Raw genomic sequence first — 22,240 nt, 5'->3', positions numbered from 1 at the left:
CGCGACCCGGCTACGCCGACGTCGCGGGCCTGGGGCTCGGAACGAGGCCGTCAGGCTCGCGGCGGACGAGCGAGGATCCCTCGGATCCAGTCGTCGAGGGCCTGTTGCCATGCCGTGGTCATCGCACACGGGAACGCCTGGAACCCGTGGGGCATGTCGGGAGCGACGAAGAGCTCGGCCTCGCTGCCCGCCGCCACCCAGCGCGTGGCCATGAAGAGGGTGTCGTCGAGGAGGTGGTCGGCGGTGCCCACCGAGAAGAACGCGGGCGGCAGGCCGTGCAGGTCGGCCGCCACCGGCGAGATGGCCGGGCCGCGACGCTCGTCGAGCGTGGTGCCCGGCAGGTAGCAGCGCACCATCGTGTCGTTGGCGTCCGGGCTGAGCATGTCGGGCCCGTCGCTGGCCCGCATCCCGCGCTGGCTGGGCGAGTGGGACCAGTCGAACACCCCATACACGAGGTTCACCCCGTCGACCCGGTCGGCGGCGCCCAACTCGTCGCGCACCCGCAACAACACGGCGGCGGCCATGTAGCCCCCCGCGGACTCCCCGCCCATCAGCAGGCGGGCGGTCCCGAACTCCTCGGCGGCGTGCTCGATCAACCACGCGGCGACGGCGAGGCCGTCGTCGGGACCGGCCGGGTAGGGGTGCTCGGGTGCCAGGCGGTAGTCGACCGACACCACCGCCAGCGAGTGGTCGCGGCACAGCGCGGCGTTGCCGGCGTCGTTCATGATCGGCGCGCCCAGGTACATGGCGCCGCCGTGGAAGTGCAGGTACACCGCGGCGGCGGGGCCCTCGGGGACGAACACCCGGCAGGGGACGCCGGCGATCTCGCGATCGACGCCCCCGGCGTCGGGAGCGGGGAACGTGCGGGCGAAGGACTCGCGAGCGAACAGGGCTCGTTCGTGGAGCCCCGCCGGTGGCTCCCCGGCACCGGCGAGCGAGGCGGCGACCACCTCCATACCGGCGGCGACCACCTGGCGGGACTCGGCGCGCATGGCGTCGATCTCGTCGGACCAGAGCTGCATCTCTCCCCCTCCAACGGCGCCGGTCGGCGCCGCGGACGGAGGGTAGCTCCGGGGTCAGCCGAGGAGCTCGGAGAGGTCGCGCACGATGAGCACGACCAGCAGCCCGATGACCATCACGTTGAGGCCGGAGATCCAGTAGCGGTAGCGGTGCCCCGAGCGCATGAAGCGCCGGATGCTGGCGACGTTGAATCCGATGGCCACGACGCCGACGGTGAGGCCCACCACCGGCCCGACGCCCTTGGCCACGCCGAGCAGCGGCAGCACCCACGGGAACAGGATGTAGGTGAGCAGGCACCGCACGGCCGAGACGAGGACCGACATGCTGAACGCCTTGGTGACGGCCGCGTTCGGGTCGACGGGCGCCGCCGTGCCCGCGGGAGCAGAGGCGCCCGCCGGGGCGACCGGCCCGATCGCGGTCATGTCGTCGGCGTCCGGCGAGGTGAGTGGTCGGCTCTGGGTCACGGTGCTCCATCTTCTCGCGGCACGCCGGGCACGGACGAATCCGGGCCCGTGGCCACGCTATCGACCGCCCGGCGTCACTCGTCGGCGGTCGGACCCGCTGCGCCCTCCGGCGGATCCTCGACGGTCACCGCCGTGGGCTGTTCGACGGTGGGGGTCGCCGACGGTGGCTGCTCGACGGTCGGCGACGAGGGTGCCGCCGCCGTCGACGTCGCCGGGTCCGGCGCGCCGACGGCGGAGGCACCGGCGGTGGCGAGCACCTGGATCACCGCCAGCACGACGAGGGTCACGACGACCAGCACGAGGAGGCTCCCGGGGGTGACCCGCTCGAAGGAGAACAGCACCAGGGCGGCGCCCACCAGGACCGCGATGTGGAACGCCTTGCGGTAGCGGGCCACGAAGCCGGTGACGGGCCCGGCCGGCTCGGCCTTCGCCACCTCGGTGCCGGCCCGACCGATGGCGGCGGCGACCACCGCCCGGGTGCGGGCGGCCAGAGCGGTCGGGCCGAGGACGGCGGCACCGATCATCAACAGGATGCCGACCAGGAGCATCGCCCGGGTGCCGACCCGGGGGAAGGTCACCAGCAGGTCGTAGATCGAGGCGGCGGCGGGCTCGGGCAGGGCGGGGATCACCGAGTCGAGGTAGAAGGACCGCCCGACCAGGAGCGCCAGGAGGTGCACGACCATGGCGATGGTCAGGGCGAGGCCGACGCGGAAGACGCCGCGGCGACGATCGAGCGCCAGGGCGATGGAGGCGCCGAAGAGGGCGATCACGAGGAGCGGGAGCACGAAGCCCAACACGTCGAGGAGCTCCACGAAACTCTGGGCACTGGCCAGCGCGTCGGACTGGTAGAGGGTGATCTCGAGGGGGTCGCTGCTGGCCGGGGGCAGGAACTGGGCCAGGCCGGTCTGGGAGATCCGCTCGCGCACCGCGTCGCGCAGCGAGCTCAGGTCGAGGGTGACCGTACCGTCCTGCACGTCGACCACCCGGGTGTCGCCGGTCAGGACGTTGACGACCTCCTCGTGCGCGATCGCCAGGGCCTGGCGCCAGAGCTGGGCGAACTGGTCGCTGGCCACGACCCGTGAGGTGGCCTCGGTGATCAGCCCGTCGCCGGCGCTGGCGAGCGTCCCGTCGAGGAACTGCAGCTCGGGGGGGAGGGCGCCCTCCAGGCGCGTGGAGAGGTCGGCCTGCTCGATCAGCGCCGTGGAGACCCGCTCGGCGACCAGGGCCTGCACGTCGGGGTCGTCGGCCAGAGGACCCAGCTGGGCGACGAACTGGTCGGTCTCGAGCACCGTCCGTTTGATCCACAGGGCGTCGACGGCGAGGGGCGACAGCACCGCACCGACCACCACGAGGATGACGGCGAGGCGGCGGCGCCAAGCGGGCCCGGGCCGGGTCGGCTCTTGGGGGTCGTTCGTCGACGTGTCCATCGCCGCCCAGCATCGCGCCCATCGGCCCACCGCACCGGTGATGCCCGGCGATGAACGGTCAGACGGCGGGGAGGGACACGCCGACCCCACCGCGGGTCGACCCGCCGTAGCGGGCGATCTCGGCGTCGAGATCCAGCGGGCGGGTCTGGAGGCCCTGGGCCCTGATCTCGTCGGTGAGGAGGTGGGCGGGCAGGAGCCAGCTCACCTCGAACTCGAGACCGTCGGGGTCGCGTGCGTAGAGGGCCTTGGTGGTGACGTGATCGGACGACCCGACGAGCGCCCCGTGCTCGGCCAACCGGTCGCGGTGGCGGGCCAGCTCGTCGAGGGTGTCGACCTCCCACGCCAGGTGGTAGAGCCCGACGGTGGTGCGCCCCGCACCGGACGGTCCGGCCCCGGCCCCGATCTGGAAGAGGCCGAGGTCGTGGTCGTTGGTCGAGTCGGGGGCCTGGAGGAAGGCGGCCTGGCCGGGCACGGCGACCACCACCCGGAAGCCGAGGACGTCGGTGTAGAACGCCTGGCTGACGGCCACGTCGCGGACGTAGAGCACGGCGTGGTTGAGACGGTGGATGGCCATGGGAGCTCCCGACGTGACGGTGAAAGTATTTGCGTACGCAAGAACTCTAGCGAGTGGTGGTCAGGTCCGCGCCCGGAGGAAGGTCGCGAGCGGGGTGACTGCAACGACGGCGTCGGGATCGAGCGGCCCGTAGAGGTGCGGGAAGAGCTCGGTGCCCCCCGAGGTGTTCTCGAGCACGAGGGGCGCACCGAGACGCGCGGTCTCGATGGTCACGACCACGACGCCGGCCCGCGCCGGGTGGTAGCGCTCCACCACCCCGGCGACCTGGTGGGCCAGCGCGCAGTGCACGAACCCGACCTCGTCGAGGGTCTGGCCGATCGTGGAACGTCGCCAGGGCTCCCCCGAGGCCACGACCGCCTCCCACTCGCCGGCGTCGGCGAGGTGGTAGACGAGCTCAGGCCGCTCGGTCACGGGAACTGGGCGGCGGCGACCGTCGCCTCCCCCGCCTCCACCGCCGCGACGATCCGGGCCGCCACGGTGTCGGGGTCGAGGCCCGCGGAAAGCTTCGGCGCCCGACCGGCGAGGGGCCGGTCGGCCAGCCCCGTCTCGGTGTGGGGCGGACGGACGTCGCAGACGTGGATCCCCGACCGGCGGAGCTCCCTGGCCAGGGCGACGTCGGCCGCGGTGAGCGCCGCCTTCGTCGCCGCATAGGCGGCCATGCCGGGGAGCGGCTGCTCGGCGACGACGGCGCTCAGGTTGACGACGAAGCCCTTCGTGGCCGCGAGGGCGGGAATGGCCCGACGCAGCAGCCACAACGGGCCGACGACGTTGGTGAGGAAGAGCTCCTCGATCACGACGTCGTCGGTCTCGACGAGGGGGCCGAAGGCCACCACCCCGGAGGCCACCACCAGCCCGTCGAGGCGACCGTGGCGGTCGAGGGCCGCGGCCACCAGCGCGTCGCCGGCATCGACGTCGCGCACGTCGAGGGCGACGGTGCTCGCGCCGGCCGGCACCTCGAAGCGCTCCGGGTGGCGCCCGGCGAGAACCAGCTCGGCACCCCGCTCGGCGAGTCGCCGCGCGATCGGTGCGCCCAACCCTCCCCCGGCACCGACCACGGCGACGACGGCACCGTGGAGTCGTCGCGCGCTCACGCGACACCGGTCCCTTCGAGAGCCGGGGTCCGGACGACGGCCCGCAGGGGTGGTCCGACGATCATCACGGGCGACGGTAGCGGGAGGCCCGACCGGCCACGGCACCGGGATCGAGGTACCGACGGCGCGCACCGCGTACCGTCGAGGGGACGACCCCGCCACGAGGACCCGCATGACGCCACCGGACACGTCGTCCCCGGACGATCCACCCCCGCCCGAGCCCGCCCCCGACCGCCGCGGTGACGCCCGCGACGGGTCCGGGAGCACGACGAGCGAGCGTCTCACGGGGCTCCGCCCGGACCTGGACCGACGGGCCCGCAACCGGCTGCTGTTGAAGGTGGCACTGCGCATCGCGGCGACCACCGCGGTGCTGATCGCCATCTACGCGCTGCTACCCCTGAGCGCCGACGGGAAGACCCCCGGTGCCCTCGTCCTCTTCGCGGGGGTGGCGGCGATCGTCGTCGTCACCGTCCGCCAGATCGAGCGCATCCTCGTGTCCCCCCACCCGATCGCCAGCGGCGCCGAGGCGGTGGCCACGATCCTTCCCATGTTCATCGTGGTGTTCGCCTACGTGTACGTGTGGCTCTCGAGCAGCGACCCGCAGGCGTTCAGCCAACCGGTGGGTCGAGTCGACGGCATCTACTTCGTGGTGACCGTTCTGTCGACGGTCGGCTTCGGCGACATCACCCCGGTCAGCACGCAGGCCCGCATGATCGTGACCGCCCAGATGATCCTGGGGCTGGTCCTGATCGGGTTCGTCGCCCGGCTGGTCGTCAACGCGTCCCAGGTGGGGCTGCAGCGCCGCCGCGAGGAGATCGCCGCCGAGCGACGGGGACGGACGGGAGACGGCCCCGCGCCCTCACCACCCGGGCCGGCTCCGCAGCCGGAGCGGTGAGCACCAACGGCTGCTGACAGACTCCGGGCATGCCGACCCCGCTCCCCGACGCGCCGCTGCGACCCGTCACCGACGCCGAGGTCGACGCCTTCTGGCGCGACGGCGTGGTGTGCCTTCGCGGGGTCATGCCCGAGGAATGGCTGGAGGCGATGGCCGATCCGGTCGAGGACGCCCTCGGCGGATCCTCGACCGCCGACCTGACCGGGATGGGTGAGGCCCTGGCCGAGGCCGGGGACCGTGACGGCACCGTGGACGAGGCGGTGCGCACCCCGGTCCGGGGACGGTTCCGGGCCGGCACCGACCACTGGCTCGAGCTGCCGGCCTTCGCCGACTTCGCCCTCCGCTCGCCGTTGGGTCCGATCGTCGCCCGGCTGTTGCGCACCGAGAAGGTGCACCTGTACGAGGACAGCCTCCTGGTCAAGGAGCCCGGGACCCGGGAGGCGACCGCCTTCCACCAGGACATGGCGTACTTCCACCTCACCGGAGATCAGGTGTGCACCACGTGGGTCCCGCTCGACCCCGTGACCGCCGAGAGCGGTGCGGTGCGCTTCGTGGTGGGCTCCCACCTCGACCGGACGCCCTACCGGCCGAACCTCTTCGTCACCACGACGTCGATCCCCGGCACCGCCGGGGTCGAGGTCCCCGACGAGGCCCACCTGGTGTCCGGCGGGGCACGGATCGTGAGCTTCGACACCGAACCCGGTGACGTGACCGTGCACCACGCCCGGACGATCCACGGCGCCTACGCCAACGCCAGCGCCACCCGCCGCCGCCGGGCCATCAGCGTCCGCTACGCCGGCGACGACGCCCGGTTCGCCGTGACGCCCGGCGCGCCCACCAAGGGCCATCACGGGTCGCTGCACGACGGCGACGAGCTGACCGACGTGTGCCCGCTCGCCTGGCCGGCCGGCGAGCGCGCCTGAGCCCTCGACCCCGGGCCCGGACCGCCCGGACGCGGACCGACCCGGCGGCGCCGGACGATCGGCACCCCCGGGTCGGCTCGGACGGACCGGGCGTCGGTGGCCCCGACGGCCCGTGAGCTCAGCTGCAGCCGCTGGTGGTCCCGCAGCTGGGGCAGGCGTGGCAGCTGCCGGAGCGCTGCATCACGACGCCGCACTGCATGCACAGCGGGGCGTCGTGGCTCACCGTGTGGGTCTCGCGCACGACCCGGGTCTGGGTCTCGGCGATGAGGGTCGACACCGACTCGATCGACGGCGGGTCGGCCGGGAGCTCGGACCCCTGGCGGGTCTCGACGATGGTCTCCTCGACGCCCGGCAGGGTGGGCTGCATCCGCTCGGCGGTGCTCAGGATGTTGAGCTCGGCCCGCTCCTCCACCGAGAGGTACTCGAGAGCGAGGCGACGGAACAGGTAGTCCATCAACGAGTTGGCGATGCGGATGTCGGGGTCGTCGGTCATGCCGGCCGGCTCGAAGCGCATGCCGGTGAAGGCGTCGACGAAGCTGCGCAGCGGCACCCCGTACTGCAGGCCGTGGCTGACCGAGATGGCGAAGGCGTCCATGATGCCGGCGAGGGTGGAGCCCTGCTTGGAGACCCGCACGAAGATCTCGCCCGGCCGGCCGTCCTCGTACTCGCCGACGGTCACGAAGCCCTTGCAGTCCGCGACCCGGAACTCAAAGGTCTTCGAGGTGCGGGTGCGGGGCAGCTTCTGGCGGATCGGCTCGTAGACGATCTTCTCGACGATCCGCTCGACGACCTCCGTGGCCGCCTCGACCGTGCCGGCGTCGGCTCGGTCGTCGTCCTTCTGCGACGGCGACAGCGGCTGGGCGACCTTGCAGTTGTCACGGTAGATGGCCACCGCCTTGATGCCGAGGCGCCAGGCGTCGATGTGGAGCTGCTCCACCTCTTCCAGGGTCGCCTCCTCGGGGAGGTTCACCGTCTTGGAGATGGCCCCGGAGATGAAGGGCTGCACGGCGCCCATCATCCGGACGTGGCCCGAGTAGTGGATGGTGTTGTCGCCCATCGAGCACGCGAACACCGGGAGGTGCTCGGCGGCCACGTGGGGCGCACCGATGATCGACATGTTCTCGTCGATGTAGGCCACGATCTCGGCGACCTGATCGGGGGTGTAGCCGAGGCGGCGGAGGGCCCGGGGAACGGTCTGGTTGACGATCGACATCGTGCCGCCGCCGACCAGCTTCTTCATCTTGACCAGGCCGAGGTCTGGCTCCACACCGGTGGTGTCGCAATCCATCATCAGCCCGATGGTGCCGGTCGGGGCGAGCACGGAGGCCTGGGAGTTGCGCACCCCGACCTCTCCGGCGAGCTCGCACGCGTCGTCCCACGCCTGCTGGGCGGCCGAGAGCAGATCGTGGGGCACCAGCTCCTCGTCGATCTCGGCGGCGGCACTGCGGTGCTGGTCGAGGACGCGGAGCATGTGCTCGGCGTTCTCGGTGTAGCCGGCGAAGGGGCCCATGCGGGCCGCGGTGCGAGCGGAGGTGGCGTAGGCGTGACCGGTCATGAGCGACGTGACGGCCGCGGCCAGCGAGCGGCCCTCGTCGGAGTCGTAGGGCAGACCGAGTGCCATGAGCATGGCGCCGATGTTGGCGTAGCCGATCCCGAGCTGGCGGAAGCGGTGCGAGGTCTCCCCGATGGCCTCGGTCGGGTAGTCGGCGTTGCCCACCAGGATCTCCTGGGCGGTGAACACGCACTCGACGGCGGCCTTGAAGCCGTCCACGTCGAAGGTCCCGTCGTCGTCGAGGAACGTGAGCAGGTTCATGCTGGCGAGGTTGCAGGCCGAGTTGTCGAGGTGCATGTACTCCGAGCACGGGTTCGAGCCGTTGATCCGACCGGTGTTGGCCGCGGTGTGCCAACGGTTGATGGTGGAGTCGAACTGCATGCCGGGGTCCGCGCACTCCCAGGCGGCCTGGGAGATCTGGCGCATGAGGTCGCGGGCCTTGACGGTCTTGATGATCTCGCCGTCGATGACGCCGCGGAGATGCCAGTCGGCGTCGTCGACGACGGCCTGCATGAAGTCGTCGGTGACCCGGACCGAGTTGTTGGCGTTCTGGTACTGGATCGAGGTGATGTCGGCGCCGTCGAGGGTCATGTCGAACCCGGCGGCCTCGAGGGCGCGGGCCTTGCGCTCCTCACGTGACTTGCACCAGATGAACTCCTCGATGTCGGGGTGGTCGACGTCGAGGATGACCATCTTGGCGGCCCGACGGGTCTTGCCACCCGACTTGATGGTGCCCGCCGAGGCGTCGGCGCCGCGCATGAAGCTCACCGGGCCCGACGCGGTGCCGCCCCCCTTGAGGAGCTCCTTGGACGAGCGGATGCGGCTCAGGTTGATGCCCGCCCCGGAGCCGCCCTTGAAGATGGTTCCCTCCTCGACGTACCAGTTGAGGATCGAGTCCATCGTGTCGTCGACGGAGAGGATGAAGCAGGCCGAGGCCTGCTGGGGCACGCCCTTGACACCGATGTTGAACCACACCGGCGAGTTGAACGCCGCCCGCTGGGTGATGATGAGGTACTTGAGCTCGTCGGAGAACGCCTCGGCCTCGGCGTCGTCGACGAAGTAGCCGTCCTTCAGCCCCCAGGCCGTGATCGTGTCGACGACCCGGTCGGCCACCTGCTTGAGCGACCACTCCCGCTCGGGCGTGCCGAGCGTGCCGCGGAAGTACTTCTGGGCGACGATGTTGGTGGCGTTGAGGGACCACCCGGCGGGGAACTCGACCCCGAGCTGCTCGAAGGCGATCTCGCCGGTCTTCCAGTTCGAGATGCGGGCGTCGCGGCGCTCCCACTCGACCATGTCGTAGGGGTGGGTCCCCTCGACGGTGAAACGGCGGCGAATGCCGATGCCGGCCTGCTCGGGTGCGATGGCCATCGTGCTCCTTCGGGGCGTGGTGGGTGTCGGGTGCTGCGTCGGGTGTGAGGTGGTGAGAGGCGGTGTCGGGGACTTCGGGGAATCGTGGGGTGCGGTGGGCTCGAGGTGGTGAGATCCGCCCCCGTTGGTCGTCCGAGGGGCCGTGGCGCCTGGATGGAGCCCTTCACCCCCGCCGTGGTCGTATCGGGTACAACACAAGATCTTGTGGTGTTCATGCCCCCCACAGGCCGGGAGCCACAAGATGTCGGAGGATTACACCAGAGTAATTACGCCCTTGTCAACGATTCCGGCGAAGATTCGCGAGCGACTCCACGGGCGGTTCCTCGGGGCCCTCCTCCGCGACGGCGGCGACGGGAAGGTGGGGCTGCGACGCGGACGTCAGGTAGAGCGAGTCCCCCCGGGGGCCGCTCAAGGCGTCGTCCTGCCAGACACGTGTGTCAAGACGCCGGCCACCATCCGTCGCCCACGTCGCAGCCCTGTACCCACGAGGGGACACGCTACGAAACCGCCCCTGTGGAGCGTAAGGGGAACAACGCTGTGAATTCCCGGTGGACGAACCGTGAACGTATCCACAGGGCAGGGGACGACCGACCGACGCGGAGCGGGGGACGCCGGCGTCGGTGGCCTACGGTGCGGCGATGCGTGAGCTGTGGCCCGAACCGGGCGAGGACCTCGACGCCGACGCCGTGGTGGCCGGCGACGAGCGCCCGACGCCACCGGGTCGGCCCTGGGTGGCGGTGAACATGATCGCCAGCGTGGACGGCGCGACCGCACTCGCCGGCGTCTCCGGGGGCCTGGGCGGCCCGGCCGACAGGGCGATGTTCCGGGCGCTGCGCGGGATCGCCGACGTCGTCGTCGTGGGGGCGGCGACGGTGCGCGCCGAGCACTACGGCCCGCCCCGGCCGAGCGACACGATCCGCGCCGCCCGCGTGGCGCGAGGGCAGCGACCCACCCCCCGCATCGCGGTGGTGTCGGGCCGGATGGACCTCGACCCGGCCCAGGGGCTCTTCGCCGAGGCCGAGGAGCGCCCGCTGGTCTTCACCGGCGCCCGGGCCGACGCGGCGCGGAGCGAAGCGATGGCCGGGGTGGCGACGATCGTGCGCGCCGAGCAGGCCGAGGTCGACCTCGCGACGATGCTGGCCGTGCTCGCCGACCATGGAGCGACGGTGGTGCTGTGTGAGGGAGGCCCCTCGCTGAACGGCCAGATGGTTGCGGAGGGGCTGGTGGACGAGTGGTGCACGACGGTGGCGCCGATGCTCGTGGCCGGACCCTCGAGCCGGCCCGCGCACGGCGCCGCCGGCAGCGGTGCGACCCCGCTGCGCCTGCGACGGGTGGTCGCCGACGACGACGGCACGCTGCTCCTGCGCTACACGAGGGCCTGAGCCGACCCGCCGCCGACCACGCCACCACCCCCGACCCGGATGCCGACCCCGAGTCGGGTGGTGCCGAGCCGGGGCGCAGACGGGCTCAGTGACGCTTGGGAGCGGTGGACTTGGTGAGGAGGCGGATCTCGCGGGAGAAGTCCGCGGCGTCGTCGAAGCCCTTGTAGACGCTGGCGAAGCGGACGTAGGTGACCTGGTCGAGGTCACGGAGGCGCTCGAGGACGGCGACACCGAGCTGCTCGCTGGTGAGCTCGCCCCCCGACTGGCGCACGAGGTTCTCGAGATCCGTACAGAGCTCCTCGACGGCCTCGAGGGTGACCGGCCGGCCCTTGGCGGCCGCCACGACGCCGCTCGAGATCTTGGTCCGGTCGAACGGGACACGGTCACCGGAGCGCTTGACCACGACGAGAGGGACCTCCTCGAGGCGCTCGAAGGTCGTGAAGCGCTGCCCGCAGTCCAGGCACTCGCGGCGGCGACGGATCGACTGGCCGTCGTCGGCCTGGCGCGAGTCGACGACCTTGTCGTCGAGGTGAGAGCACGAGGGACACCGCACAGCGTGGACGCTAGCGGCGCCGTCGCGGCCCCCGTCATGACGATGCCTCCGTCCCCGGCGAACGGGCTCAGGCCAGGCCGGTCACGTCGATGCGCTGACCGACGGCCAGGACGGGCCCGCCCGCCCGTGCCGCGAGGCGGTCGACCAGGGGGCGGACGTCGCCCGAGGGCTGCAGGGTGCGGGCGATGCTCCACAGCGTGTCGCCCGGAGCGACGACGACGTGGTCGGCGACCGCCGATGCGGCTGTCGGCGCACCGGCGGACGCCTCGACCGGAGCAGAGGGGGAAGCCCCCCCTGCGGCCGGCGAGGACTGGGCGGTCGACGCCGGCCCGGAGGCGGCAGCGTCGGCGCCGAGGAGGTGGGCGAGCCCCACGAGGGCGAGGGCCACGACGGCCGCCGTGACGAGGCCGGCGAGGACCGCCGTTGCCCCGGGGCGGGCGACACCGGCCCCGCGGCGACGCTGCGCGCGCACCGCCGCGGGACCCCCGGGCAGCACCCGGAGCTGGGGGCGGGCGCTGGGCGGGTGGTGCCACGGAGCGGGAGCGGGGGTGGAGGTGGGGGTGATCACGGCGGCCATGGGAGCCAGTCTCCTCAGGGGGTGGGACAGTCGACGGGGAGCTGGGGATGGCGGGGGGCTGCAGGTGCGCCCATCCACCACCGACGAACGGACGTTCGCTACGGTCCTCACCCAATCACGAACAACTGTTCGGCGTCAAGCGATTCTCCGAACAGGTGTTTGCCGATGTCGTCCACCTGCGCTACGGTGGCCGAACGAGCGTTCGCCGGCACGGCAGTGTCGGCCTCCGTCAGACCGGGCCCGTCCCGGCCGCACCCCGTGGAGGGGAACCAATGAGCACCGACCGACTCACCGCCCGCCAACTCCAGATCCTCGACACCATCGAGCAGCACATGACCGAGCGGGGCTACCCACCGTCGGTCCGCGAGATCGGCGAGGCGGTGGGCCTCACCTCCCCCTCGAGCGTCCACTCACAGCTGAACACCCTGCAGCGCCTGGGCTACCTGCGCCGCGACCCCACCAAGCCGCGAGCCATCGAGGTGCGCTACGACCCCAACTCCGGGGCGTCGATGGAGCGTCGACCGGTGCGCCACGTCCCACTGGTGGGCGACGTCGCCGCCGGCACCGACGTGCTCGCCGAGGAGAACGTCGAGGAGATCATGCCGTTGCCCGCCGACCTCTGCGGTGACGGCGAGCTGTTCATGCTGCGCGTCCGCGGCGACTCGATGGTCGACGCCGGCATCCTCGACGGCGACTACGTCGTGGCCCGCGCCCAGCAGACCGCCGAGAAGGGCGACATCGTGATCGCCGGCATCCCCGGCGACGAGGCCACGGTGAAGACCTACACGCGCAAGGGCACGAAGGTGGTGCTCCTCCCCGCCAACGAGGCGCTCGCCCCGATGGAGTTCGACGCCGACGAGGTCGCCGTCTACGGGCGGGTCGTCACGGTGATGCGCAAGCTCTGAATCCGGCCGGCGGCGAGGGCTCTCACAGCTTGGCGATCGCCTCGCGGTAGCGCTCGGCCGGGCGCGCCGTGCCGAGATCGGGGCTCTCGAAGGCGTCCACCACGGTGCCCGAGGCGTCGATCACGAAGGTGCCGCGGTTCGCACAGCCGAGCGCCTCGTTGAACACGCCGAAGGCCTTCGCCGCTGCGCCGTGGGGCCAGAAGTCGGACAGGACCGGGAAGGTGTACCCCATCTCCTCGGCCCACTTGGCCTGCGCGAACCGGCTGTCGCACGACACCGCCAGCACCTGCACGCCGGCCGCCTCGAACTCCCCGAAGTCGTCACGGATGGTGCACAGCTCGCCCTCGCACACCCCGGTGAAGGTGAACGGGTAGAACACGACCGCCACGGGCGAGCGACCCTCGAACGACGACAGCGTCACCTCGTCCCCGGACTGGTCCTTGAGCGTGAAGTCCGGGGCGTCGGAACCGATCTCGATGGCCATGGGTGAACTCCTGGGTGTCGGGCGGGCACGAGCCCCCGGGGCGATGTGGGAGGTCACCCTAGGACGTGGCCGGCCGGGTGAGAGACCGCGCCGGGTCAGAGAGAGGCCGGGCCCCTCGTGAGCAGCTCGTGGGTCGCCGACCAGACGGCGTGGAGGTCCGCGGCGTCGAGGTACTCGCCGCGGGTGTGGGCCACCGTGGCGTCGCCGGGCCCGAAGTTGGCCGCCGGGACGCCGGCCTCCGCGAAGCGGGCGACATCGGTCCACCCCAACTTGGCCCGCACCTCGAGCCCGGCGCGCTCGACGAGGGCGCCGATCAGGGGATGGGTGTGCGACGGTGCCGCGCCGGCCACGCACTCGACGACCTCGACGGCGTCACCCGGTTCGAGCCACGGGGCGAGGAGATCCCGCACGTGGGTCTCGGCCTCGACGGGGGAACGGTCGGGGGCGAAGCGGTGGTTCACGACGAGGTCCACCTCGTCGGGGACCACGTTGCCGGCCACGCCACCCCTGACCGACACCGCCTGAAGTGCCTCGCGGAACTCACAGCCGTCGATCACCGGTCGCCGCTCGCGGTAGCCGTCGAGCACCCCCAACAACCCGGCCAGGCGGTGGACGGCGTTGCGGCCCATCCACGGTCGAGCGGTGTGGGCCCGCTCCCCCGCCAGCGTCACGGCCAGGCGCATCGTCCCCTGACAGCCCGCCTCCAGAGCACCGCCGGTGGGCTCGCCGAGCAGGGCGGCGTCGGCCACGAGCAGATCAGGACGGACCTCGAACAGCTCACCGAGTCCGCTCTCGGCCGAGCGGATCTCCTCGCGGGCGTAGAAGACGTAGGTGACGTCGACCGCGGGCTCGGCCAGCCGCGTGGCGAGGTCGAGCATGACCGCCAGACCGCCCTTCATGTCGGCCGATCCCACCCCCCAGAGTCGGTCGTCGGCGAGGCGGCCCGGGAAGTTGTCGTCGGCAGGCACGGTGTCGGTGTGCCCACCCAGGACGAGGCGCCAGCGCCGCCCCAGCTCGGTGCGGGCCACGAGGTTGTCGCCGACCCGGGTCACCGACAGGTGCGAGGCGAGCCGGAGCCGGCTCTCCAGCTGCGCCACCAGCGCCGCCTCCTCGCGCGACGGCGACCACACGTCGACGAGCTCGGCGGTGAGCGCCAGGAGGTGGGCCCCGGGACGGGCCGTGGCGGTCATGTCAGGTCGCGGCGCCGTGGAGCCGCAGGACGTCGTTGAGCGCCGCCTTGTCGTGGCGCTCGCCCTCGTCGAGGCGCTTGAGCACGAGGACGCAGGGCAGACCGAACTCGCCACCGGGGAACGACCGCGGGCGGGTGGCCGAGACGGCGACGCACCAGGGCGGCACCACCCCCCGACCGAGCTCCTCGCCGGTCTGGGCGTCGATGACGGGGATGGACCCGGTGAGGATGCAGCCCGCTCCGAGGACCGCTCCCTCGCCCACCCGGGCGCCCTCGGCGACGATGCAGCGGCTGCCGATGAGGCAGCCGTCGCCGACCATCACGGGCGCGGCCTGCGGCGGTTCGAGCACGCCACCGATCCCGACGCCGCCGGAGAGGTGCACGTCGGCGCCGATCTGCGCGCAGGATCCGACGGTCGCCCAGGTGTCGACCATCGTGTTGGCGCCCACCCGTGCGCCGATGTTGGTGTAGCTCGGCATCAGCACCACACCCCGATCGAGGAACGACCCGTACCGCGCCGAAGCCCCCGGCACCACGCGGACGCCGGCGGCGGCGTAGTCGGTCTTGAGGGGGATCTTGTCGGCGTACTCGAAGGGCCCGAGCTCGGTGGTCGCCATCTGCGACTGGCGGAAGTACAGGAGGATGGCGTGCTTCAACCACTGGTGCACGACGGGCTCGCCGTGGGCGTCGAGCTCGGCGACGCGGGCCGCGCCGGAGTCGAGCAGGGCGATGGCCTCACCGATGGCGTCGTTGGCGTCGGCGTCGTCGGGAGCGAGCTCGGTGCGCCGCGCCCAGAGCTCGTCGATCGTTGCGGAGAGGTCGGCCATGGCGCGGCAGGCTATCGGCCAACCTCCGACGGCCCAGCCGTCGCCGTCCCGCGGCCGACCGGTGCCGTCCGGGTCAGCCGGGCGGGTCCGAGGCCGGCGGGGCGGCCGGGGGCGCCATGGGCGGCGCCTGCGGACCCGGCGGCGGAGGCGTCGGACCCGGCGGCGGAGGCGTCGGAGCCGGGGCCGGGGCCGGCGGCGGCGTGGCCGGCGCAGGCGGCGCCTGCGGACCCGGGGGCGGAGGCGTCGGAGCCGGGGCCGGCGGCGGTGGCGTCGGAGCCGGGGCCGGCGGCGGCGTGGCCGGCGCAGGCGGCGCCTGCGGACCCGGCGGCGGAGCGGACTGGCCGGGCGGGGCCATGGTGGGCGGCGGCATGGGGGCCGGCGGCGGGGTGGGGGCGTACGACGGCGGGTACGCCGTCGCGGCACCCGGGTAGCCGGCCGTGCGCACCATCTGCTTCTTGGCCTTGCTCCTGCGCACCAGCGTGACGATCACGAGGATCAAGGCCACGAGGAACCCGAGGGCTCCGAGGGCGATGCCCCCGATCAGGAGCCCGACGAAGGTGCCGATGGGCAGCTGGCCGACCCGCACGCTCGTCCCGTCGGGCCCGTCCGTCTCGAAGGTGTAGACGCCCGCCTGGTCGATGTCGATCCGCCCGAGGGAGGTGAAGGACAGACCGCCGGTCTCGGCGTCGTACTGGCCGATGTCGGACGTCAGCACCAGCGACGAACCGTCCGGCGCGGTGACGGTGACGTCCACGAGCGAGGCGGCACCGGTGCTGGCGCTGTCGGTCCCGACGAACACCCAGTACTCCCCGGTCGACAGCCGCACCTCGGCGGTCTGGGGGACGTCGATCTCGGCGAAGTCGCTGATGGCGTTGGCGATGGTCGTGAACGACACGACGATCATCACGATGCCGACGACCGCGGTGACGAGGAAGATCACCAAGGCGATCCAGAAGCCCTTGGACGGCAGCTTGGCGGGCGGGGTGGGAGTCGCAGGCATGGCCATGGGTGCACTCTCGCGCATCTCGTCGACCGCCGTCGCGGATCTCGACCCCTCGGCTCAGCCGGTCGTCGCCGGCCGGATCACGAGGACAGCCGGCGGGCGACCAGCGCGATCCGATCGTCGGGCTGGACGACGGCCACCCGGACGAACGCCGCGCCCCCGGGTCCGTAGAACTCCCCCGGACTCACCAGCACGCCACCGTCGCGGGCGAGGCGTCGGGTCAGGGCCCAGGCGTCGCCGTCCGGCGCCGCCACCCACAGGTAGAAGGCGCCGTCGGGCATCCCCGCCGGCACACCGGCGTCGGTCAGGACGCGGGCCATCTCCTCGAGGCGGCGCCGGTAGCGATCGCACTGCTCGTCGACGTGACGGTCGTCGTCCCACGCCGCGACCGCGGCGGCCTGGACCGGTCCGGGGACCATGAACCCGGCGTGCTTGCGGACCTCGGACAGGTAGTGGACGAGGTCACCGTCACCGGCGTAGAAGCCGGCGCGAGCACCGGCCAGGTTCGACCGCTTCGACAGCGAGTGGACCGCCACCACCCCGTCGGGGCCGTGCTCGAGGATGGTCCGGCGCCGCCCCGACCAGGTGAACTCGACGTAGCACTCGTCGCTGAAGACGGGGACGTCGTGGCGGCGACCCCACGCGGCCTCCGCAGCGAGGTCGCCGAGGGCACCGGTGGGGTTGGCGGGGGTGTTCACCCACAGACAGATCGCTCGGTCCGCGTCGGTGGGATCGACGGCGTCGAGGTCGAGGGCGCCGTCGGGCCGCACGCCGACGGGCACCGCCCGGGCTCCGGCCAGGGTGGCGCCCATGGCGTAGGTGGGGTAGCTCACCGCCGGGTACAGCACCGTGTCGCGGGACGGATCCCGCAGCCGCAGCCAGTGGGGGACGCCGGCCACGAGCTCCTTCGTGCCGATGCAGGCGGCGAGGTCCGAGGGCGCCACCGTGACGCCCAGGCGCCGTTCCAGCCAGCCGGCGGCGGCCTCGCGGTAGGCCGGCGAGCCCACCGACGGCGGATAGCCGCGCTCGGCACCCGAGCGGGCCAACGCGTCGAGGACCAACTGCGGAGGTGGGTCGCACGGGGTGCCGATCGAGAGGTCGACGACACCGCCCTCGTGGGCCTCGGCCAGGGGGACGACGTCGGCGAGACGGTCGTACGGATACGGCGGCGGGACGAACCCCGCAGGGGCGGCCATCAGGGGGCGGTGGTGCCGATCGACGCCGGGGCGGCGGCCACGAACTCCCGGAACCGGTGCGCGGAAGCGTCGTCGAGGCGGGCGCGCACCACCATGGCATCGTCGCCGGCGTCGGCGGCGAGGACCTCGCCCTCGCGGTGCAGGGCAGCGAGCACGTCGCCCCGGTCGAAGGGCACGACGAGCTCGACCACCGACGCCATCCCCCGGAGCCGGTCGCCGACCGCTCGGAGCAACCCGTCGATGCCCTCCCCCGTCACCGCGCTCACCGGCACCGAGCCGGGGTGCAGCGCGACGAGGCGGGCCACCGCCACCGGGTCGAGGTCGCACTTGTTCACGACGAGCAGCTGGGGGACCCGGCCGGCCCCGATCTCGTCGAGCACGCCGTTGACGGCGTCGATGTGCTCACCGGGGTCAGAGGTGGAGCCGTCGACCACGTGGACGAGCAGGTCGGCGTCGACCACGACCTCGAGCGTCGACCGGAAGGCCTCGACGAGCTGATGGGGGAGCTTGGTGATGAAGCCGACGGTGTCGGTGACCAGCACCGACTCGCCGCCCGGCAGCGCGAGCCGACGCGTGGTCGCGTCGAGGGTGGCGAACAGACGGTCCTCGACGAGGACGCCGGCGTCGGTGAGCCGGTTCAGCAGGGTCGACTTGCCGGCGTTCGTGTACCCCACGATGGCCGCGGTGTGCAGACGTGACCGCCGGCGGGCCTTGGCCTGCGTCCGCCGGACCCGGGTGACCCCCCGCAGCTCGGCCTCCAGCTTGTGCATCCGACGCACGAGTCGCCGGCGGTCGATCTCGAGCTGGGTCTCGCCGCCGCCCTGGCGGGCACCGATGCCGCCCCGCTGCTGGGAGAGCTGCTTGCCCCGGCCGCGCAGGCGGGGGAGGCGATAACGGATCTGCGCCAGCTCGACCTGGGCCTTGCCCTCCTGGCTCGACGCGTTCTGCCCGAAGATGTCGAGGATCACCGCGGTCCGGTCGATGGCGGTGCGGCCGAGGAGCTTCTCGAGGTTGCGCTGCTGGCCGGGGCTCAGCTCGTCGTCGAAGACCACCGTGTCGACGTCGAGCTGCTCGCAGAGGACACGCAGCTCCTCGACCTTCCCGCTGCCGAGGAAGGTGGCGGGGTCGGGGTGGTGGCGGCGCTGCACGACCCGCCCGATCACGTCGGCGCCGGCGGTGTCGACCAGGAGGGCGAGCTCGTCGAGGTGGCGGTCGGTGTCCTCCTCCAGATCGTGGGGGCGGGTCACCCCCACGATCACGATCTTCTCCCGGAAGGCCCGGTCGATGAGCCCGGACGAGGTGCCGCCGAAGTCGCCGAACGCACCGCGATGGCCCGTCTGGGCCGACGGGCCGAGGTCGACGTCGTCCTCCGCCTCGTCGACGTCCGGGTTCGCGAGGTGGGCATCGCCGAACGGGTCGGCTGCCTCGTCCGCGCCGGGGGCGACGTCGGCGAACGGATCGTCCTCGCGGCCAGGGTCACGCATCGGGGACCTCGATCGTGGCGACGTGCTGGGTGGGGCCGACGAGCAGCGGCTCCTCGCCGGCGAGGACGACCTCGGCGACGCCCCCCGGCATCTCGACGCGTACCTCGGTGCCGACGAGGCCCCAGGCGTGGGCCAGGTGGGCGGCGGCCACGGCTCCCGTGCCACAGGCCTCGGTGACTCCGGCGCCGCGCTCCCACACCCGCAGACCGAGGGTGTCGGGAGCCTCGGCCACGGCGATGAACTCGACGTTGATCCCGTCGGCGAAGCGCGCCTCCAGCCAGGCGCCCTCGTGCCCGAGGTCGACGGCACCGACGTCGTCGACCACGACGACCAGGTGCGGGTTGCCCACGTCGACGGTGGCGTGACGCCGCGCACCGAGACGCTCGGCCACATCCGGGGGGACCGCCGGGCCGCCGGCGACGGCGCCCATGGTGACGCTCACCGTCGCCAGGCGCCGCTGGGCGTCGTCGTGCACCGTCAGGCGGCGCAGGCCCGCGTCCGTGGCCACGACGTAGTCGGTCTGGTGCTCGTCGCGGGCCTGGGCGAGCGCCTGGCCGAGGCAGCGGATGCCGTTGCCGCTCATCTCGGCGACGCCACCGTCGGCGTTGCGGAGCGTCATGACGACGTCGACGGGGTGCCCGTCCCCATCGGACGAGTCCTTCGCGGGGACCGCGCCGACGATCAGCCCGTCGGCCCCGATGCCCCGACGCCGGTCGCACAGCTCCCGCGTCCGCTCCGCGGTCACGGTGACGGGGCCGTTGACCTCCTCGAGCACGATGAGGAAGTCGTTGCCGAGGCCGTGGTGCTTGGAGAGGCGCATGGGAGTTCAGTCTCCCAGGATTCGGTCGAGGGCCACCAACGCGTTCGCGACGGACGCCGGGGGGAGGGCGCCCTCGCCGACGTCGCCGTGCGGTTCCCCGTCGAGGTCGAGCCACTGGATCCGGGGGTCCCGTCCGAACCAGCGCTGCTGGCGTCGGGCGAACCGGCGGGTCCGGAGCACCGCGGTGGAGACCGCCTCGTCGAGCGGCGTGCCGTGCTCGAGGTGGTCGAGCAGTTCGGCGTAGCCGAGCGCCTGGCGAGCGGTGCGCGACAGCCCGGCCGGTCGGTCGAGGAGGGCCTGCACCTCCGCCACGAACCCCCGGTCGATCTGGTCGGCGTACCGCCGGGCGATGCGGGCATCGAGCCGCGGACGGCCGAGCCGGAGGCCCACGACGGGGAAGGGCAGCGGCGGGTAGGCGTCGAGGCCCGGGCCGAACGACGAGAACGGCCGCCCGGCCCCGAGGGTGACCTCGAGGGCCCGCAGCACCCGACGACGGTTCGTGGGTTCCATCCGGCCGGCGGCGACGGGATCGAGGTCGGTCAGCCGGAGGTGGAGGGCGGCCGTGTCGTCCTCCGCCTCGAGCCGGGCGCGGACGTCGGGGAAGCGGCCGGGGATGTCGAGCCCGTCGACGACGGCCTGGAGGTAGAGGCCGGTCCCGCCCACCAGCAGGCCCCGGCGCCCTCGTCGCTCGAGCTCGGCCAGCACGGCGGCGGCCGCTTCGGCGTACTGCGACACCGAGTAGTCGACGTCGGGCTCCACCACGTCGATCAGGTGATGGGCCACCTCGGCCTGTTCGGCGGCGGTGGGCGTGGCCGTGCCGATGTCCATGCCCCGGTAGACCTGCATCGAGTCGACGGCCACGATCTCGAGCTCCGGCCGGCGTCGGGCCAGGGCGAGCGCGAGGGACGACTTGCCCGACGCGGTCGGACCGACCACGGCGAGGTGGCGGGGCCCCGGGCGGAACCCGGTCGGGGCCGGAGGGGGCACCGTCAGCTCGCGGCGACCGGGATCCGGGTGCGGTGCCGCGGTGGGGCGAGGACGTCCACGAGGTCGCCGCGCAGGAAGTGGGGGCCGGCGTCGATGATGTCGACCGACGCCCGCGAACCGGCTCGGATCGGCGCCGCCGACGCGAAGTGGACGAGCTTGTTCTGCGTGGTGCGCCCGGTGAGCACGGTGCGGTCGCGCTTGCTCGGCCCCTCGACGACGACCTCCTCGCGCCGTCCGATGCGGGCCCGGTGGCGGACCAGCGCCGAGCGCTCCACCACCACGCGGAGCCGGTCGAAGCGCTCCGCCACCACATCGGGAGCGACGAAGCGATCGGTGAGCTCGGCCGCCTCGGTACCGGCGCGGGGGGAGTAGATGAACGTGTAGGCGGAGTCGTACGCGGCCGTGGCGGCGACGTCGAGCGTGTCGGCGAAGTCGGCGTCGGTCTCCCCCGGGAAGCCCACGATGATGTCGGTGGTGACGGCGAGATCGTCGATGGCCGCTCGGGCGTCGGCCAGCTTCGCCAGGTAGCGCTCGGCGGTGTAGCCGCGGTGCATCGCCGCCAGCACCCGGTCGCTGCCGGACTGCAGCGGCAGGTGCAGGTGGGGGCACACCTCGGGCACCTCGGCCATGACGGCGATCGTGTCGGGCCGCAGGTCCTTCGGGTGCGGCGAGGTGTAGCGGACCCTCTCGATGCCCGGGACCCCGGCCACCGCGCCCAGCAGGTCGGCGAACAAGGGGCGAGGCCGGCGGGCCGGATCCTCGGCCCAGACCGGTCCGGCGATGCTCCGGTCGGCGGGTGACAGCGCCTCGCCCCGCCGGGCGGTGGTGAGGTCGCGCCCGTAGGAGTTCACGTTCTGGCCGAGCAGGGTGACCTCGATGACCCCGTCGACGGCGAGGCGCTCGACCTCGGCCACGAGCTCGCCGAAGGGACGGCTGATCTCACGGCCGCGGACAGCCGGGACGATGCAGAAGGCGCAGGCGTTGTCGCACCCGATCTGGATGGTGACCCATGCCGAGTGGTCCACCTCGCGGCGGACCGGGAGCGCCGACGGCCACGCTTCGGCGTCGTCGAGGGCCTCGTCCCAGATCTCGGTCACGGGGCCCGACATCCGCGATGCGTGCAGGAGCTCGACGGTGCGGTGCACGTTGTGGGTGCCGACGACGACGTCGACGTGACCGGCACGCTGTTGGAGCAGCTCCCGGTCCTTCTGGGCGAGGCAGCCGCTGACGATGATCTCCATCCCCGGTCGGGCCGCCTTGGCCGACTTCAGGTGGCCCAGGGTGCCGTACAGCTTGTTGTCGGCGTTCTCGCGGATGCAGCACGTGTTGAGCACGACGACATCGGCGTCGTCGGGTGACGACGCGGGGCGGAGACCGTCGGCCTCGAGCAGACCGGCGATCCGTTCCGAGTCGTGCTCGTTCATCTGGCACCCGAAGGTGCGGATGGCGTAGGTGCGGCCGTCGGTCACGCTGCGAGGCTACCGGCGCGACATGGACGGGCCCGCGGCGCGACGGGGGA

22 protein-coding genes are annotated in these 22,240 nt (G+C 72.9%); 4 read left to right on the top strand and 18 right to left on the bottom strand.

Features of this window, described 5'->3' with window-relative positions; translation table 11 throughout:
• Positions 1 to 50: 50 nt before the first annotated feature.
• The 6 genes from MUE36_03910 to MUE36_03885 all read right to left on the bottom strand — a co-directional run bounded on the left by MUE36_03910 (position 51) and on the right by MUE36_03885 (position 4,576).
• Positions 51 to 1,022 carry an alpha/beta hydrolase gene (locus tag MUE36_03910; GenBank protein MCU0310072.1) on the bottom strand — a complete coding sequence of 324 codons (972 nt, stop codon included), beginning with the start codon at positions 1,020 to 1,022 and terminating at the stop codon, positions 51 to 53.
• A 54-nt stretch (positions 1,023 to 1,076) separates the two neighbouring features.
• Positions 1,077 to 1,484: a hypothetical protein gene (locus MUE36_03905; GenBank protein ID MCU0310071.1), complete on the bottom strand. Its 408-nt coding sequence runs from the start codon at positions 1,482 to 1,484 to the stop codon at positions 1,077 to 1,079.
• A gap of 74 nt (positions 1,485 to 1,558) precedes the next feature.
• Positions 1,559 to 2,911 (bottom strand): hypothetical protein, encoded by a 1,353-nt coding sequence (locus MUE36_03900; protein ID MCU0310070.1) that lies wholly within the window; start codon positions 2,909 to 2,911, stop codon positions 1,559 to 1,561.
• A gap of 58 nt (positions 2,912 to 2,969) precedes the next feature.
• A complete protein-coding gene (locus tag MUE36_03895) occupies positions 2,970 to 3,485 on the bottom strand; it encodes a VOC family protein (GenBank protein MCU0310069.1) in 516 nt (171 codons plus the stop codon).
• A 60-nt stretch (positions 3,486 to 3,545) separates the two neighbouring features.
• Positions 3,546 to 3,896, bottom strand: coding sequence for a DUF952 domain-containing protein (locus MUE36_03890; GenBank protein ID MCU0310068.1), 351 nt, complete (start codon positions 3,894 to 3,896; stop codon positions 3,546 to 3,548).
• Complete coding sequence (locus tag MUE36_03885; protein MCU0310067.1) at positions 3,893 to 4,576, bottom strand: SDR family oxidoreductase; 684 nt, start codon at positions 4,574 to 4,576, stop codon at positions 3,893 to 3,895. The genes MUE36_03890 and MUE36_03885 overlap by 4 nt, the downstream gene beginning before the upstream one ends.
• A gap of 172 nt (positions 4,577 to 4,748) precedes the next feature.
• Between MUE36_03885 and MUE36_03880 the strand changes: the two genes are divergently transcribed.
• Both MUE36_03880 and MUE36_03875 read left to right on the top strand, forming a co-directional pair.
• Positions 4,749 to 5,471: a potassium channel family protein gene (locus MUE36_03880; GenBank protein ID MCU0310066.1), complete on the top strand. Its 723-nt coding sequence runs from the start codon at positions 4,749 to 4,751 to the stop codon at positions 5,469 to 5,471.
• 29 nt (positions 5,472 to 5,500) lie between these two features.
• Positions 5,501 to 6,394, top strand: a complete 894-nt coding sequence (locus MUE36_03875; GenBank protein MCU0310065.1) for a phytanoyl-CoA dioxygenase family protein — start codon at positions 5,501 to 5,503, stop codon at positions 6,392 to 6,394.
• Positions 6,395 to 6,512: 118 nt separating this feature from the next.
• On the opposite strand, the gene MUE36_03870 is transcribed toward MUE36_03875, so the two are convergent.
• Positions 6,513 to 9,314 carry a vitamin B12-dependent ribonucleotide reductase gene (locus tag MUE36_03870; protein MCU0310064.1) on the bottom strand — a complete coding sequence of 934 codons (2,802 nt, stop codon included), beginning with the start codon at positions 9,312 to 9,314 and terminating at the stop codon, positions 6,513 to 6,515.
• A gap of 638 nt (positions 9,315 to 9,952) precedes the next feature.
• Here MUE36_03870 and MUE36_03865 point away from each other — a divergent pair.
• Entirely contained in the window at positions 9,953 to 10,696 is a 744-nt protein-coding gene (locus MUE36_03865) for a pyrimidine reductase family protein (protein MCU0310063.1), read from the top strand.
• 85 nt (positions 10,697 to 10,781) lie between these two features.
• Here the strand turns inward: MUE36_03865 and nrdR are convergent, their stop codons facing one another.
• On the bottom strand, positions 10,782 to 11,249 hold the full coding sequence (gene nrdR, locus MUE36_03860; GenBank protein MCU0310062.1) for a transcriptional regulator NrdR: 468 nt from the start codon (positions 11,247 to 11,249) through the stop codon (positions 10,782 to 10,784).
• A 67-nt stretch (positions 11,250 to 11,316) separates the two neighbouring features.
• Complete coding sequence (locus MUE36_03855) at positions 11,317 to 11,826, bottom strand: hypothetical protein (protein MCU0310061.1); 510 nt, start codon at positions 11,824 to 11,826, stop codon at positions 11,317 to 11,319.
• A gap of 272 nt (positions 11,827 to 12,098) precedes the next feature.
• Here MUE36_03855 and lexA point away from each other — a divergent pair, with 272 nt between their 5' ends.
• On the top strand, positions 12,099 to 12,731 hold the full coding sequence (lexA, locus tag MUE36_03850; protein MCU0310060.1) for a transcriptional repressor LexA: 633 nt from the start codon (positions 12,099 to 12,101) through the stop codon (positions 12,729 to 12,731).
• A 22-nt stretch (positions 12,732 to 12,753) separates the two neighbouring features.
• Here lexA and MUE36_03845 read toward each other — a convergent pair whose 3' ends face one another.
• The 9 genes from MUE36_03845 to MUE36_03805 all read right to left on the bottom strand — a co-directional run bounded on the left by MUE36_03845 (position 12,754) and on the right by MUE36_03805 (position 22,190).
• Positions 12,754 to 13,215 (bottom strand): peroxiredoxin, encoded by a 462-nt coding sequence (locus tag MUE36_03845; GenBank protein MCU0310059.1) that lies wholly within the window; start codon positions 13,213 to 13,215, stop codon positions 12,754 to 12,756.
• Between the two features lie 95 nt (positions 13,216 to 13,310).
• Complete coding sequence (dapE, locus tag MUE36_03840) at positions 13,311 to 14,405, bottom strand: succinyl-diaminopimelate desuccinylase (protein ID MCU0310058.1); 1,095 nt, start codon at positions 14,403 to 14,405, stop codon at positions 13,311 to 13,313.
• A gap of 1 nt (position 14,406) precedes the next feature.
• A complete protein-coding gene (locus MUE36_03835; GenBank protein ID MCU0310057.1) occupies positions 14,407 to 15,231 on the bottom strand; it encodes a 2,3,4,5-tetrahydropyridine-2,6-dicarboxylate N-succinyltransferase in 825 nt (274 codons plus the stop codon).
• A 73-nt stretch (positions 15,232 to 15,304) separates the two neighbouring features.
• Positions 15,305 to 16,237, bottom strand: coding sequence for a hypothetical protein (locus tag MUE36_03830; GenBank protein MCU0310056.1), 933 nt, complete (start codon positions 16,235 to 16,237; stop codon positions 15,305 to 15,307).
• Between the two features lie 77 nt (positions 16,238 to 16,314).
• Positions 16,315 to 17,430 carry an aminotransferase class I/II-fold pyridoxal phosphate-dependent enzyme gene (locus MUE36_03825; protein ID MCU0310055.1) on the bottom strand — a complete coding sequence of 372 codons (1,116 nt, stop codon included), beginning with the start codon at positions 17,428 to 17,430 and terminating at the stop codon, positions 16,315 to 16,317.
• Positions 17,430 to 18,914, bottom strand: coding sequence for a GTPase HflX (hflX, locus tag MUE36_03820; GenBank protein ID MCU0310054.1), 1,485 nt, complete (start codon positions 18,912 to 18,914; stop codon positions 17,430 to 17,432). Before hflX ends, MUE36_03825 begins: the two co-directional genes overlap by 1 nt.
• On the bottom strand, positions 18,907 to 19,734 hold the full coding sequence (gene dapF / locus MUE36_03815) for a diaminopimelate epimerase (protein ID MCU0310053.1): 828 nt from the start codon (positions 19,732 to 19,734) through the stop codon (positions 18,907 to 18,909). Before dapF ends, hflX begins: the two co-directional genes overlap by 8 nt.
• 6 nt (positions 19,735 to 19,740) lie before the next feature.
• Positions 19,741 to 20,721, bottom strand: coding sequence for a tRNA (adenosine(37)-N6)-dimethylallyltransferase MiaA (gene miaA, locus MUE36_03810; protein ID MCU0310052.1), 981 nt, complete (start codon positions 20,719 to 20,721; stop codon positions 19,741 to 19,743).
• A 2-nt stretch (positions 20,722 to 20,723) separates the two neighbouring features.
• Positions 20,724 to 22,190, bottom strand: a complete 1,467-nt coding sequence (locus tag MUE36_03805) for a MiaB/RimO family radical SAM methylthiotransferase (protein ID MCU0310051.1) — start codon at positions 22,188 to 22,190, stop codon at positions 20,724 to 20,726.
• Positions 22,191 to 22,240: the final 50 nt, after the last annotated feature.

It is taken from the genome of Acidimicrobiales bacterium (assembly GCA_025455885.1).
In the GTDB taxonomy this organism is placed as follows: domain Bacteria; phylum Actinomycetota; class Acidimicrobiia; order Acidimicrobiales; family Acidimicrobilacustridaceae; genus Rhabdothermincola_A.
Note: the sequence above shows the minus strand (reverse complement) of the source record. Positions and strands in the feature narration are given on the sequence as shown.